Source organism: Nocardia sp. NPDC056064, assembly GCF_042266925.1.
Taxonomy (GTDB): Bacteria; Actinomycetota; Actinomycetes; order Mycobacteriales; family Mycobacteriaceae; genus Nocardia.
The window spans coordinates 194,464-209,580 of record NZ_JBHJWO010000001.1 but is presented as its reverse complement, the minus strand read 5'-3'; the positions used below and the strand labels follow the sequence as shown (position 1 = coordinate 209,580).

The following is a 15,117-nucleotide window of genomic DNA, read 5'->3' as shown; positions in this document are numbered from 1 at the left end:
CGCAGCCACAGCCTTCCGGCGCACCCTGTTGTCGCGGGCGCCAAGATGCCCGCGCGGCGGCTCTCAGATCTCCGGCCAGTGGTGTTCGAGCGCGGAGATGATGAAGTCCACCTTCACGTCGGTCGCGCCGCGGTCGGTCCACGAGTCCTGCGGCCGCAGCACGGACGTGTTCTCGCCCAGGGCTTCCCGGACCTGCTCCAGGCCGCTCGCGCCGGACGGGTCGACGGTGCGCATGGCCTGCACGCCGAGGTGACAGGCGAAGACGGTGTCGCCGAGGAAGTCCAGCGCGAACATGGCCTGCGCCGGGGTGACGCCCTGCGCGGTCAGGTTCGCCGCGTACGCCTCGAGGATGTGGCTGATGCGGGTGAAGGCGGGGGCGAAGGAGTAGACCACGCGGGGCAGGCCGGGATTCTCCTCGCACACGCGCCAGCACTCGTCGGCCCACAGCCGCAGTGTCGCGCGCCAGTCGGCGCCGGGTTCGGGGCGGCGGATAGTGGCGGCGACGGCGTCGAGGCAGCCGACGACGATGTCGTCGCGGGACCCGAACAGCCGGTAGATCGCGGTGGTGACCACGCCGATCCGGTCGGCGACGGCAGCGAGGGTGAACTTGTCGATGCCCTCGTCCATCGCCGCCCGGATCACGTCCTGCTCGGTGAAGGCGGGCTTGCGACCCACCTTCTTGCCAGCCGCCCATCCCGCACCGCTCATGCGGACAGGCTAATGGTTCGTCAGTTGCCATCCCCGCGTGCTGTGCAGGTGCCGCCAGAACCGCGCGTAGGTGCCGTCGGCGGCGAGAAGTTCGTCGTGGGTGCCCTGAGCGGCCACCGTGCCGTCGCCGTCGAACTGGATGATGTGATCGGCCCTGGCGATGGTGTCGAGCCGGTGCGCGATCACCAGGACCGTGGCCTGCTCGCGCAGCGTCTCGACCGCCGCCACGATGTGGGCCTCGTTCTCCACGTCCAGGGCCGAGGTGGCCTCGTCGAGCAGCACGATGGGTGCGCGCTTGAGCAGTGCCCGCGCGATCGCCACCCGCTGACGCTCCCCGCCCGACAGCGCCCGACCGCCCTCCCCGACCCGGGTCTCCCAGCCGTCGGGCAGCCGTTCGGCGATCTCGGTGACACCGGCGAGGTCGGCCGCGGCGCGCACCTCACCCTCGCTCGCCCCGGCACGCCCGACCGCGACATTGGCCACCAGGGTGTCGTCGAAGAGGTAGACATCCTGGAAGACCATCGACAGCTGACCCATCAGCTGCTCGGTGGTCTGTGCGGTGACCGGCACGCCACCCACCGACACGGTGCCCGCCTCGATGTCGTAGAACCGGCTGATCACCCGGGCGACGGTGGTCTTGCCGCTGCCGGACGGACCGACCAGCGCGGTCATCGAACCGGCCGGGACGGCGATCGACACCTCGCGCAGCGCGGGTGCGGCGTCCGGTGCGTAGCGGAAGGTGACGCCCTCCAGCACCACGGCGCCGGGCGCGGTGAGCACCGCCGGTGCGTCCGGTTCCGGCAGCGGTTCGGCGGTGAGCACCTCGTCGAGCGCGTCCAGCAACTGGCGCCGGGACTCGAGCGCCACCGCGTTCTCGGTGATCCCCGACAGCGTCGAGGAGAACCGCAGGGTCAGGCCGATGAAGGCCAGCGCGGGCACCGCCTGCAACGTGCCCGCCACCGCCAGCGACCCGGCGGCGCCGATCAGGGCGACGACCACGCCCTGGGTGGCCATCCCGCCGAGCAGCAGCCCCGCCGACTCGAACCACAGACCACGCGTCTTGGTGCGGTAGGCGCGGTCCATCTCCGCGGCCAGTGGCGCGAAATCCGCGCTGCGGCCGCAGGAACGCAGCGCGCCCTGGCACTGGGCGTACTCGACGATCCGGTCGGCCAGCGCGATCTCGGCCGGTTCGTGGATCGTGCGACCGGCGCGCATGAGCCCCGTCGACACCAGCGTGATCACCACGAACACCGGCACCGCCGCGGTGAGGATCGCCCCGAGCAGCGGATTCCAGAGCCAGGCCGCCACGATGATCACCGCCGCCGAGGTGATCCGGGCGACCAACGGCCCGAACATGTGCGCGAAGATCTCCCCCGCCGACATCAGCTCGGTCGAGACCATGCGCGAGAGCCGGCCCGCCACCGGCCGCGCGAACCAGCCCAGTGGCTGCTTGGCCACCTGGTCACCCACCAGCCGGTGGATGCTGACCAGGAAGTCGAGGGCCACGGCGTAGTTCTTGCTGCTCTGCAGGTAGTTCACCGCGAAGCTGGCCGCGGCCAGCGCGGCGAGCACCCACAGCCAACCGGCCAGGCCCAGGCCCCAGACCGGGGCATCCTCGGCCAGCGCGCTGATGGTGGGCAGCAGCGCGGCCAGCGCCAAGCCCTCGACGAGCCCGGCCAGCACGCTGACGGCCAGCGCGACGCGGATCTTCTCGGGACGCGTCACCATCCGGCCCATCCTGGGTCCGATGTCGAGCAGGGGCAGGGTCATCGCCGATCTCCTTCTGGCGTGCCGGTGACCGGCGTGCGGCCGGTGTCGTGCCCGGCGGCGCTCGAGCGCCACAGCCGGGCGTAGCCGGGTTCGGTGAGCAGTTCGTCGTGGGTGCCGGTCGCGACGACGCGCCCGCCGTCGATGAGGATGATCTGGTCGACGCCGGTGATCACCTCGGGTCGGTGCGCGATGAGCAGCACGGTGCGACCCCGCGCCAGCGCCGAGAGCGCCTGCTGGATCTCGTGCTGGGATTCCGGATCGGTCAGCGCGGTGGCCTCGTCCAGCACCAGCACGGGTGCGTCGACGAGCAGGGCGCGCGCGATCGACACGCGCTGCGCCTGGCCGCCCGACAGCGTGGTGTCGGTGCCGTAGACGGTGTCGAATCCCCGTGGCAGCGCGTCGATCTCGTCGAGGATCTGCGCCGCGGCGGCGGCCGCGCGGATCTGCGCCTCGGTGGCGTCCGGACGGCCGAGGGCGATGTTGTCGCGCAGGCTGATCCGCAGCAGTTGCGGGTCCTGCAGCACGAATCCCACGCGCGAGTACAGGTCCGCGATCCGCGACACCGCGACACCGCCGATCCGCACGGTGCCCGAGCGCGGGTCGTCGAACCGGGCCAGCAGCGTGGCGATCGTGGACTTCCCCGATCCCGACGGGCCAACCAGGGCGGTGACGGTTCCCTCCCGCAGCGTGAAGCTCACGTCCTCGACGGCGAGACCGGAATCGGCGTCGGCGCCATAGGAATAGCTCACGTGATCGAAGACGACCTCGTGCCCGTGCGGTCGCGCGTACTCGTCCTCGTCGTCGGCCAGCACCGGGGTGTCGAGCAGCTCGACCAGCCGCAGCGCCGCGCCGCCCGCCAGCTGCTGGGCCCACATCGAATTCATGAGTACTTCCAGCGCGTACGGGATCAGCAGCGCGATCAGTGCCGTGGCGAGCACGTCGGCCGCCGTCACCGTCGTGCTGTGGACCAGCACCGACCCGACGCCGATATTGATCAACAGCACCAGCGGCACCGCCAGGAAGGAGGTGCCGAGCGCGGAGACCCGGATCAGCGGCCGCACCCAGTCCAGGTAGAAGGCGTAGAAGTCGTCGGCGGCGTCCTGATAGCTGCGGTGCGCGCGCCCGACCCGGCCGAACGCCTTCACCACCGCGATGCCGGTGACGAATTCGACCATCCTGGCCGACACGCTCGACAGCCGCTGATCCATTTCCACGGTCTTGGCGCCCATGCCGATCAGCGGCAGCATCATCGCGCCCACGTAGCAGGGCAGCGTGGCGATCGTCAGCAGGCCCAGCCGCCAGTCGATGACGAAGGCGTAGACCATCAGCGCCAGCGGCATCACCACCGCGTTCGTGCCGTCGACCGGCTTGTGTGCGATGAGCTGGTGCACGGTGCCGATCTCGTCCTGCAGCGCCTTGCGCACCCGCCCGGAGTTGGTGGAGGTGAACCAGCCCAGCGGAATCCGCGCGAACCGCTCGACCATGCGCAGCTGGACGAGATGCCCGAACCGCGCGTCCGCCAGATGCGTGAGGAACAGCGCGACGAAATAGATCACCAGCCGAAGCAGGAACGCGCCGAGCAGGATTCGCAGCCAGCGCTCCACCTCGGCGCCGTCGACGGCCACGCCCGCGGCGTGCGCGTCGAGCAGCACCTCCCCGATCCGCACGAGGGCGACGTAGGGCACCACGGCCACGATGCCCGAAACCACCGCGAGCAGCCTGCCGAGGGTCAAGGTGCCCGACACCGGTTTCAGCAGGTCACGCAGCGCCCGCGCGCCCGCCTTCTGCTGTTGCTTCGTGGCGCGGGTCTGCTGGTCGGTGTCCTGCGGCGGGCCGGTCGGCGGTGGTGCCGAGGTGTCGGCCGAGGAAGTCACTGTGGTCATGGCGCTCCTGGATCGGACCTGCGGTGCACCCAACCCCGTGTCGGCAGCACCACCGGCCCGGTAAGTTAGGTTTGCCATACTTAATAATGAATGGGGTTCACATTAAGGCAGCACCGCAGTGTCCGCAAGAGCCCGCGACCCGAGCACCTGCACCGCAACGACTTTCGGGCTGGTCAGCTCCCGTACGCGGTGCCCTCGGGCAGCAGGTGGCGGCGGACCAGGCGGCGCCAGCGGCGCTGCCGGTACCGGAAGATCCCGGAGGCGACGACCGCGACGACCGCCGTGGCCGGTCCCGCCTCGATCTCGATGGTGTCGGTGTAGCGGCAGCGGTCCTCGGTGAGGGGTTCCACGCTCAGCGTGTGATTCCAGGTCTTCACCACGCCCCCGTGCTCGTGCGTGCGGATCGTGCCCGCTGCTTCGTCGACGTCGATCACCTCGATCGTGTGCCGGTAGAGCGGCAGGACATGGAACACCCACAGCCACGCCGTCCCGCGTTCGCCCGCGCGCAGCGGCTCGACCCGGCCCGCGAGCATCGGGATACCGAACAGCCCCCGGCACACGTAGAGGAAGGTCGCGGGGGCCAGCATCGCGCGCCAGACCCGGTCGGCGCTTGTCGGTAGTTCGGTGCGTAGACAGACTGTGCGCATCTACCCTCATCTCCTGCGGTCGGTTCGTCGAGGACTCACCCTGAATACTGGGGGTGGCGACGACGGATGACTACTCGCGTTCGACAGCGGAGACCACATGGCACCCACGGATCGGTTCAAGCCACGTAAACAGCCCCGACAGCAGCGGTCGGCCCGCACCCGGGAGTGGATTCTGACCGCGGCTGCTCAGGTTTTCGCCGACCACGGTTACGCCGCGGGCACGACCAACCGGATCGCCGAGCGGGCCGGAGTCTCCATCGGCTCGCTGTACCAGTACTTTCCGAACAAGGACGCCATCCTGGGTGCCCTGATCGACGAGCACATCGACGCGGGTTCCCGCATCCTGGGCGAACGCCTCGCCGAGGGCCTGCCGGGACCGCTCGACGACATCCTGCGCCTGTTCGTCCGCGCGACGATCGACAACCACCGCGACAATCCCCGCCTGCACCGCGTGCTGTTCGAGGAGGCGCCGCGCTCCCCCGCACTGCTGGCCCGCCTGCGCGACACCGAACAGTTCGCCGTCGACCTGGTCACTCCCCTGCTGGCGAATCACCCCGAGGTCTCGGTCCCCGACCACCGCCTGGCCGCCCGCCTCGTCGTGGCCACCGTCGAATCCCTGGTCCACCGCCTGATCGCCACCACCACCCCGGCCCCACCGGAGCAACTCGAGAACGAAATGGTCGACCTGCTCGGCAATTACCTACGCCGCCCACTCCACCCCGATCCCGCCGCCGCAGGCCCGTGACCGTGGCCCCGCTCAGCGCACCCGAGCGGCCACGAAATCGGCCGCCGCGTCGGCGTGACGCTGGTAGCGCAGATGCACATTCCAATCCCGGCCGTCGGGATCACAGACCGGATCGTTGTCGTTGCAGACATCGAATGTCCGGTCGGCGTACACCCCGGTCACCGCGCGCCCGAGTTCCCGAATGGGATTGCCGAACAGCAGGATCGCCGAAATACGGGATTCCACGCTGTCGGGCAGCGTCGCGACGATCGGCCCGCCGACCTTGGCGCCCTCGCTGCTGATGCCGATCGCATTGTCGACGACATTCGCGCCCTGCGAATAGCCGACCAGCACGAATCTCTGGGCCGGACAGGCCGCCGCCTGCGCCACGACATGGTCGACCAGATCGCGATTGCCTTTCTGCACCGAGGCAGGCTGATCAGTACTCGCCGGATACTCCACCCGATAGGCGTCGGTCGAGCGGGCCAGCACGTCGTCGATGGCCGAGAACACCGGATTCCCCACCACCGTTCCGAGGTGGTATCTGCTGGCCCAGCCGCCGGGCTCGTTGGTACCCCTGGCCGCGACGACGTGGACCGCCGCACAGCTCGCGGCCTGCGCCGAGGGGGCGGCGACGGCCGACATGCTCACCGTCGCGCCGACGCAGAGCAGTGCCGCCGACGCGGCGATGACAGAACGATTCGTGAACATCTAGGTCACCAGTTCCAGGACGGCCCGCGGGGCGGACAGGGACAATTCGGTCGGGAAGCTCATGCGGACCAGCCGGTGCGGTGGGGCGGCTTCGAAGTGGGCGATGAACGGTGGGAGCAGGCCGCCGATGATCTTGTCCAGCAGGGAGTTCACCTGGGCGAAGCCGGGGCGCATCCGCACCTGCCAGCAGGGCAGGGTCCCCGCGGGGACCTCGACGGTGGTCTCCTTCTCCACCCGCACGAGCAGCGGCCAGTGCACCGAGAAGGCCAGCCACACATCGAGGGTCTCCACCGCGCCCGCGGTGAAATCGAGGCCGCGCAGCAGCGTGAGGCCACCGGCGATGGGCATCAGATTCAGCGGAAACGGTGCCGGGCCCGCACCGAGTTGCAGGTGCACGGTGTCGGTGAAGTTCGCTTCCTCGCGCGAGACCATGGCCGACCCCGAGCGGGTCTCGGCGCGGTAGTGCTCGGCGAGCAGGCGCCCGCCCGCGCGGCTGAAGCGCTGTTCGATGCTCATCGTGAGGTCGGGGACGCCGGGGCGGTCGCTGTCCAGGCGCGCGTCCAGGGTGCTGCGATAGCCGCCGCGTTCGCGCGCGACGACGTGGATCAGCTCGATGTCCTGCGGTTTTCCCTCCGGGCCGACGGTGTAGATCGATTTCTCCCCGTCGGGGATGAACGGGTCACGGAACACGGGGATCACTGCGGCTCCTGCGGTCGGCTCGCGGCATCGGAGGCGGCGATGGTGTGGAACATCGACCGCAGGGCCGCGAGGTAGCGGCCCACCGAGTCGTGGGCGATGTCGGTGTCGGGATAGATGACGCTCAGTGTGGTCGCCGCGGGCAACCGGTTGATCCACATCAGCACCTCCTCGGAGGCGGCCCGGTTCGCGTACACGCCCGCGGTGATCTCGTCGAAGAACTCGTGGCCGACGAAGTCCCTGGCGTCGATGAACGAGATCATCGGCGTCACCCAGCCGGGCTCGACCTGGATCTCCGAGTCGGCGGGCAGCAGTTCCAGCACCCGGTGGAAGGAGGTGGGTGCCAGCAGCAGCCCGGTCTCGTAGGCGCGCTGGGCCATCGCCACCGCGCGGGCCACGGTGGTGCGCGGCCCGAGCGGGAACGCCACCGGCACCAGGGTGACGTACCAGCCCACCGAGGCGTTCTGGGCGGCGCTGGCCCTGGTGCTGATCGGGGTCATGCCGAAGTAGTAGTCGCTGCCGGTGAGTGTGCGTTCGGCCATCGCCGCCGCCGCGAACACTCCCCCCGTGAACTCGGCTCCCGCGGCGCGGCAGGCTCTTTCGAAGCGCGCGCCGGTCGCGGTGTCGAGCAGTTCGACGGTGCGGTGCGCGCTGCGGGTGTACCCGTCGGCGTTCTTGCCCAGGTCCAGCGGGAAGGCGGGCAGGCGGTTGTCGTTGCCGCCGAGCAGGGCCAGCCAGCGCTTGACGCCCGGGGAGGCGAGCGTGAGCTGGTCGCTGTGGGCGCGCTCGGCGACGCAGTAGTCCAGGTAGCTCGCCGCCGGGGGCAGCGGCGGCGCGCCCCAGGCCCGCGCGGCATACATCTGGACGAAGTCCGACGCCGAGAGGTACTGGCCCAGCCCGTCGCTGTGCAGGTGGTCCACCGCGAGGTAGACCGTGGTCGCGGTGCCGTGTTCGATGGCGCCGAAGGTGAAGCAGTCCCAGTGGAACGGGCCGGGCGTGGTCTTCTCCACGTGGCGGCGGATCGCGTCGGGTTCGTCGATCCAGCCGTACTCGCCGGGGACGAACTCCACCGCCTCGGCGGGCACCAGGTGCCTGCGCAACTCACCGTCGGCGATGTCGAACCAGGTGCGGAAAGTGTCGTGGCGCAAGAGGAACTCGTTGATGATGCCGGTCATGACCTCGCGGTCGAGGTCGCCGGTGGGGATCCGGGCGGTCACCAGCAGCAGCCCGGAGAAGCGGAAGTCCGCGCCGGAGTGCCGGGCGGCCTGCCGCAGATACTGCTGCTGTTGCAGCGACGGCGGTGCGGGGTGCACCGGCGCCTGGGCCGCGGCCCGCACCGAGGCCGCCGACGCGGTCCAGGTGACCAGCCGTCCCGGCGGCGGCGCCCATTCGTCGATCAATCCGAAATCGACCACGTCGACTACCTCGCTTCCTCGAACATCACCGCGACCCGACCAGGGGCCGGTCCTCGGGCACGGTCGCCTGCGGCTCGGCCGCGGGCTCCGGAAGTGGTTGCGCGCCGGAGGGTTCCGCGGCGAGGACCAGTTCGGCGACCTTCGGTCCGGCCTGCTCCAAGCTGAACGAACGCCCCATCTGCAGCGACATCAGGTCGATGCCGAGTGTCTTGGTGACGCGGGCGCCCAGCTCCACCGCCATCAGCGAATCCAGGCCCAGTTCCGGAACGGGCACCGTCATGTCGATCGTCTCGACCGCCACGCCCATCACCACGGCCAGTTCCTCGGCCATCTTGCGGGCGATGAACGGTCCGCGCTTGTTCTCCTCCATCGCGGCCAGCTCCTCGCGCAGCTGCGCCAGTTCCGAGGTGTCCTTGGCCGAGGCCTGTGCCAGCGCGCTGGTGCGGCCGGTGCGGGCCAGCTGGGGGAAGGTGCCGGTCAGTTTGGCCCAGTCGGTCGGGATGATGGCCGCGCGGGTGGCACCCAGGCGCAGGGTCTGTTCCAGGTAGGCGGTGGCGTCGGCCATGTCGATCGGCCCGAAACCCACGAGATCGAGGTATTTCTCGGCGGTTTCGTCGGCGGCCATGCCGCCGGTGGCACCCGACAGGTGGCCCCAGCCGACGCACAGCGCCCGCTCCCCGGCGCGCGCCCACTGCTCGGCCAGCGCCTCCACGGCGACATTGGCCGCGCAGTAGTTGTACTGGCCGTAGATCCCGTACATCGAGCCGCCGGAGGAGCACAGCACGAACATGTCCAGAGTGATGCCCGCGTCGGCGACCGCGGCGTGCACGATCTGCGCGCCGTGCACCTTGGGCCGGTAGACCCGGTCGAGTTCGCCGAATTCCATCTTGGCCAGCCGGTTGTCGGCCACCGCGCCCGCGGTGTGGAACACCCCGCGCAGCGGCTGGCCGGGGCGGTGGGCGCGTTCCACCACGGCCGCCACGGCTTCGGCGTCGGTGACGTCGGCGCGTTCCTCGACGATCTCCACGCCCATGGTGCGCCACGCCTCGATCTGCCGCCGGGCCTGCGGGGTGGTGGCGCCACCGCGCCCGAGCAGCACCAGCCTGCGCGCGCCGCGCAGCGTGAGCCACCGGCCGATCGCGAGGCCGAAACCGCCGAAGCCGCCGGTGATCAGATAGGTCGCGCTGTCGTCGATGTCGAGGGCGGGCAGGTGCGGGCGCACCGAGGGGACGGGCGCGTCGACGCGCAACGCGATCCGGGCGGGCCGGGTCGAGCGCAGGGTCTCCTCGAAGGCCTTGCTCACGTCGTCGGTGTCGAACATCTGGTACGGCAGGGGCTGGTAGGTGCCGTCGGAGACCTTCTCGAACACCCGCTCGAGCAGAGTGGCCAGCCGGCGCGGGTCGACCGCGACCAGCCGGTCCAGATCCATGGAGTAGTAGGCGAGGTTCTTGTCGAACCCGGCGAGTTCGAGCAGGCCGCCGGTGTAGATGTCGGCCTTGCCGACCTCGACGATACGACCGAACTCCGCTGCCGCGTGGAAGTTCTGGCGCAGGATCTCCCCCGGCGCGGTGCTCACCACGACATCGGCGCCGCGGCCGTCGGTGAGCGCGAGCACGTCGTCGACGAAGTCGAGCGAGCGCGAGTTCACCGCGTGGTCGGCGCCCGTCGCCAGCACGTGCGCGCGCCGTTCCGGCGTGCTCGCGGCACCGATGATGCGTGCGCCGATCGACTTGGCCACCTGGATCGCCGCCGTGCCGACGCCCCCGGCCGCGCCGTGGATCAGCACGGTCTCCCCGGCTTCGAGCCGGGCCAGATCCCGCAGCGCGTACTCGGCGGTGCCGAAGGCGATGGTGCTGGTGCAGTAGCCGGGATCGGTGCCCGCGGGCAGGACGACGACGAGCTGGCGGCTCACCACCGCGAACCGGCGCATCATCCCCCTCGACGCCACCGCGACCAGATCACCGACCGCGACATCGTCGACTCCGGCACCGACCCGCACCACCGTGCCGACCCCTTCCATGCCGGGCACGGTGCCGAAATAGGTGGGCGCGAGCTCCCTTTCACCGAGCAGCCCGATGATCTTGAGCGGGTCCTTGTAGTTCAGCCCGATCACGTGCATCCGGATCTCGACCTCCCCGGCACCCGGCTCCTCCCGGGGGCACTGCCGCCACGCCAGCTGCGAGAGCAGCCGGGTGCGCGGGATGTCGAGGCCGAAGTTCGTGTCCGGGTCGGTCAGCGGCGCCGCGGTGTCGAGGGCGTCGAGTCGGTCGGGCAGCGGCTTGGTCACCACCGGCGCCCAGCGGGTGCCACCGCGCAGCACGATCTCGTCGCAGTTGTCGTGCGAGAACGCCCCTGGCACCGCGAGTTCGGCGAGCAGATCGGTGACGCTGGTGGTGGGTTCGATGTCGACCAGGCGCCAGCGCAGCGAGGTCTGCTCGTTGAGCAGCACGCGGCGAGCGCCGGCCAGCGCGGCGTGGCGCGGGTCGGGGGCGACGGTGGAGTCGGGCAGGGTGAAGGCGCGTTCGGTCACCAGCGTGCAGTGCACGGTGCCGTCACCGAAGATCGACTGCGGGCCCGCACCCGCCGCGGGCGGATCGGCGTGTTCGGCCACGGCCACCGCGATCCGCTTGAGCGCCCACAGGAACGCCAGATCGTCGGTGACGTCGCCGACCACGACACCCACGTGCAGCCGCTCGGTGGGTTCAGCCGCCGCGGCGCGCAACCGGATACCCAGTCCCCGTTCCAGTTCCGGGTCCGCCGGATGCGCGACATACACCTGCGCCGACGCGATCGCGGCCGCGAGCTCGGTGGTGCGCCGGGTCTCGCCCAGCTCGACGACGAGCATCGACGCGGGCTCGGTGGGCAGCGTCGCCGGATCGATCGGCGCGCGTTCCTCCATGGTGTCGGTGTAGTAGAAGTCGGCCATCCGGTGCAGCGGATCGTCGCCGGGTTTGAGCGCGCCGATCTGCAGGCCGCTCAGCCGCACGACGAGATTGTGGTCGGCGTCGAGCAGGTCGACATCGGCGCGCAGCCGGGCGCGCGGGTCGCGCCGCGCCACCACGGTCACCTCCTCGGGAATCTCGGCGAGCAACCGGACCGCCGACACCCCGACGGGCACCATCACCCCTTCGTTGATGCGCTCGTCGGCGAACAGCATGGCCGCGCACTGCATGGCGGCGTCCACCACCGCCGGGTGGGCCGGATGACCCGATCCGGCGGCGATACCGCCGTCGACCGTCGCCACCACCACGTCCCTGCCGACCCGCACCGAGGTCACCCGCCGGAAGCTGGGCCCGTACTGCAGCCCGGCCGAAGCCAGGCCCGCGTAGAACATCTCCGGGTCGACATCGACCCCCACCTCGAGCTCCGGGACCTCCCCGCGGCGCTGTTCGTGGCTGCCGGTCAGGGTGCGGCCCGAGGCGTGCACCGTCCACGCCGTGCCGGTGGCGCTGCGCGAGCGGATCAGGAACCGGCCGCTGGCCTCCTCCACGCTCACCGACACCAGCGGCACATCGGGCGCGCCCATGATGAGCGGCGCGACGAACCGGACCTGTTCCAGCGCCACCTGTTTCGATCCGGTGCGCAGGGCGGTGGCACTGAGCGCGGCGTCGAGGTAGGCCGCGCCGGGCATGATCTTCACCCCGTTGACGACATGATCGGCCAACCACGGCAGCAGCGACGCGCCGACCTGGAGCAGCCACTGCGACCGCCCCTCGAGATCGGGGTCCCCGAGCATCGGATAGCCGCCGGGGGTGCCCAGGCGCGCCTGCTCGAACAGCGGCAGCGGCGCGTGCAGGCGGGTCCGCTGCCACGGGTACCGCGGCAGCGCGACATGGGCGACGGCGGCGCCGTCGGCCGGGAACAGGGCGGTGCGATCCAGTACGCCCGCGGCGTGCAGGCCCAGCAGCGTGCGGCGCAGGCTCACGTCGTCGGCGCGTTCGCGGTCCAGGGTCGCGACGGTGGTGCCGTTGACGTCCGCGTCCAGCAGCGCCTCCCGGATGTTGGCCGACAGCACCGGATGCGGGCCGATCTCGAGGAACACCCGGCTGCCCGCGGCGATCGCGCGCGCGACGGCGTCGAAGAAGCGCACGGGCTCACGGACATTCGACCACCAGTACTGCGCGTCCCAGCTCGCCGCGGTGACCTGCTCGCCGGTCACCGTGGAGTACACCGGCACGGTCGGCGGCTGCGGGTTCAGCCCGGCCAGGCACCGGCGCAGTTCGTCTTCGATCGGGTCCATCAGCCGGCTGTGATAGGGCACCTCGACCCGCAGCCTGCGCGCGAAAACGCCTTCCTCGGTGAGCTGTTCGGCCAGTTCGTCGAGCCGGTCCTCGTCGCCGGACAGGGTGACGGCGCCGGGACTGTTGACGGCGGCGATGTCGACCCGGTCGTCGCCGCCGAGCAGTTCGACGGCCTTGTCCCTGGTCAGCCCGACAGCGAGCATGCCACCGGTGCCCGCGGTGGTGGCCTGCAGCCGGGAGCGGTGGTAGGCGACGCGGACCACGTCCGGCAGCGTGAGCATGCCGCTCACATAGGCCGCCGAGACTTCGCCGACACTGTGCCCCACGATGGCCGCGGCGGTGATGCCCCGCGCGGCCAGCTCGCGCGCCAGCCCGACCTGGACCAGGAAGTTCGCCGGTTGCGCGATCTCGGTGCTGGTCACCCGGGATTCGTGTTCGGGGCGGCGCAGTTCCTCGATGATCGACCAGCCCGACAGTGCCCGGAACTCGGCGTCGACGAGTTCGGCGGTGTCGGCGAAGATGCCTCCCGCTTCGAGCAGGTCGCGGCCCATCCGCCAGTGCTGTGGCCCCATGCCGGAGAACACGAAGACCGGTTCGGCGACAGCCGACACGACGGTGCGCGCGGCGTCGCGGCCCTCACCCGCCGCGAAGTCGCGCAGCTCGCGCACCACCTCGTCGGTGGAGTCACCGATCAGGACACCGGTGCGGAACGGGTGGTGCGCGCGCCGCGTCCACGCCGCTGCGGCGAGCCGGTCGAGGTCGGCGCCGGCGGTGAGCGCGTCGGCGAACCGTCCGGCCAGTTCGCGGGCGGCGCCGGTGCTGCGCGCGGAGACCGGCAGGATGCCGAGGTGGTGCGGCGGGGCCGGATCCACCGGTGCCGTGGGCCGGTGTTCGCGCAGGATCGCGTGCGCGTTGGTGCCGCCGTAGCCGAATCCGTTGACCGCCACCGACATCGGGGCACCGTCCGCGGGCAGGACCTCGGCCTCGGTCTGCACGTGGACACCCAGCTCGTCGAACGGGATGTCCGGATTCGGGGTGTCGAGCCAGCCCTGCGGGGGCAGGGTCCGGTGCTGGATCGCCAGCGCCGCCTTGATCACGCTGGCGACCCCGGCGGCCGCCTCGGTGTGCCCGATCGTCGCCTTCACCGAGCCGACCCCGATCGTGCCGGTGCGGCCCGAGCTCGCGCCGAAGACCCGTCCCAGCGCCCGCAGCTCGACCGGGTCGCCGACCAGCGTGCCGGTGCCGTGCGCCTCCAGATAGGTGATCTCCTGCGGCGACAGTCCCGAGCGGGCACACACCGCCCGGGCCAGCGCCTCCTGCGAGTCCACATTGGGCACGGTGATCGCGGTGGTGCGCCCGTCCTGGTTGGCGCCGGTCGCCTTGACCACCGCGTAGATCCGGTCGCCGTCGCGGACCGCGTCGTCGAGCTTCTTCAGCGCCACCATGCCCGCGCCCTCACCGCGCCCGTAGCCGTCGGCGGCGGCGTCGAACGACTTGCAGCGGCCGTCGGTGGCCAGGAACCCGCCCTTGCACATGAGCACGAAGGTCTCCGGCTGCAGCATCACGTTCACCCCGCCCGCCAGCGCGACCCGGCAGTCGCCGTTGTCGAGGGCCTGGCAGGCCAGGTGGAAGGCCACCAGCGACGACGAGCACGCGGTGTCGACCGTGATCGCCGGGCCGACCAGGTTCAGCGCGTAGGCGATCCGGTTCGACAGCATCGTGTACGACGCGCTGGCCGGGGTGTGCATGTCGGTGTGGAACAGCGCCGGACCCACCACCCCGACGACGGACTGGTCGACCACGAAACCACCGACGTACACACCGACCTGGTCCCCGGCCACCCGCCCGGCCATGCCCGCGTCGTCGAGCGCCTCCCAGGTCACTTCGAGCAGCAGCCGCTGCTGCGGATCGAGCACGGTGGCCTCCCGCGGGGAGATACCGAAGAAATCCGGATCGAAGGCCCACGGATCGATCGTCATGAAGGCGCCGCGTTTGGTGTAACTGCGGCCGGGGGTGCGCGGTTCGGGGTCGTAATACCGACGGAAATCCCACCGGTCCGCGGGAATGTCGACGACGCCGTCGCGTTTGTCGACGACGAAGTCCCAGAACGACTCCGGCGAATCGATTCCGCCGGCGAACCGGCATCCGATCCCGACGATGGCAATATCCGACACGCACTTCCTCCGGGTTCGAGCTTCGGTGTCCGGCAATTCCTGCCGATCCCGGTCAACGTAGGAGCAATAGTTCCGCCGGTGACCGGTTCGGGCCGAGACTGGCAACTCCGATGGGAATTCCGGGAAAGTGTTGTGAGCGCCCCCAGTT

9 protein-coding genes are annotated in these 15,117 nt (G+C 70.8%); 1 reads left to right on the top strand and 8 read right to left on the bottom strand.

Annotation, left to right across the window (positions count from 1 at the left end; translation table 11 throughout):
* Positions 1-63: 63 nt before the first annotated feature.
* The 4 genes from ACFC06_RS01035 to ACFC06_RS01020 all read right to left on the bottom strand — a co-directional run bounded on the left by ACFC06_RS01035 (position 64) and on the right by ACFC06_RS01020 (position 5,008).
* Entirely contained in the window at positions 64-708 is a 645-nt protein-coding gene (locus ACFC06_RS01035) for a TetR/AcrR family transcriptional regulator (protein WP_375926264.1), read from the bottom strand.
* Between the two features lie 9 nt (positions 709-717).
* Positions 718-2,478 carry an ABC transporter ATP-binding protein gene (locus ACFC06_RS01030; protein ID WP_375926261.1) on the bottom strand — a complete coding sequence of 587 codons (1,761 nt, stop codon included), beginning with the start codon at positions 2,476-2,478 and terminating at the stop codon, positions 718-720.
* Complete coding sequence (locus ACFC06_RS01025; protein ID WP_375926258.1) at positions 2,475-4,361, bottom strand: ABC transporter ATP-binding protein; 1,887 nt, start codon at positions 4,359-4,361, stop codon at positions 2,475-2,477. The genes ACFC06_RS01030 and ACFC06_RS01025 overlap by 4 nt, the downstream gene beginning before the upstream one ends.
* Before the next feature lie 173 nt (positions 4,362-4,534).
* Entirely contained in the window at positions 4,535-5,008 is a 474-nt protein-coding gene (locus ACFC06_RS01020; RefSeq protein ID WP_375926255.1) for a hypothetical protein, read from the bottom strand.
* A gap of 97 nt (positions 5,009-5,105) precedes the next feature.
* Between ACFC06_RS01020 and ACFC06_RS01015 the strand changes: the two genes are divergently transcribed.
* Positions 5,106-5,753: a TetR/AcrR family transcriptional regulator gene (locus ACFC06_RS01015; RefSeq protein ID WP_375926252.1), complete on the top strand. Its 648-nt coding sequence runs from the start codon at positions 5,106-5,108 to the stop codon at positions 5,751-5,753.
* A 12-nt stretch (positions 5,754-5,765) separates the two neighbouring features.
* Here the strand turns inward: ACFC06_RS01015 and ACFC06_RS01010 are convergent, their stop codons facing one another.
* The 4 genes from ACFC06_RS01010 to ACFC06_RS00995 are packed head-to-tail and all read right to left on the bottom strand — an operon-like array spanning position 5,766 to position 14,969.
* Positions 5,766-6,443 carry a cutinase family protein gene (locus ACFC06_RS01010; protein WP_375926249.1) on the bottom strand — a complete coding sequence of 226 codons (678 nt, stop codon included), beginning with the start codon at positions 6,441-6,443 and terminating at the stop codon, positions 5,766-5,768.
* Positions 6,444-7,142, bottom strand: a complete 699-nt coding sequence (locus tag ACFC06_RS01005; RefSeq protein ID WP_375926246.1) for a hypothetical protein — start codon at positions 7,140-7,142, stop codon at positions 6,444-6,446.
* Positions 7,139-8,554, bottom strand: a complete 1,416-nt coding sequence (locus tag ACFC06_RS01000; RefSeq protein ID WP_375926244.1) for a condensation domain-containing protein — start codon at positions 8,552-8,554, stop codon at positions 7,139-7,141. Before ACFC06_RS01000 ends, ACFC06_RS01005 begins: the two co-directional genes overlap by 4 nt.
* Before the next feature lie 25 nt (positions 8,555-8,579).
* Complete coding sequence (locus tag ACFC06_RS00995) at positions 8,580-14,969, bottom strand: type I polyketide synthase (RefSeq protein WP_375926241.1); 6,390 nt, start codon at positions 14,967-14,969, stop codon at positions 8,580-8,582.
* Between the last annotated feature and the right edge of the window lie 148 nt (positions 14,970-15,117).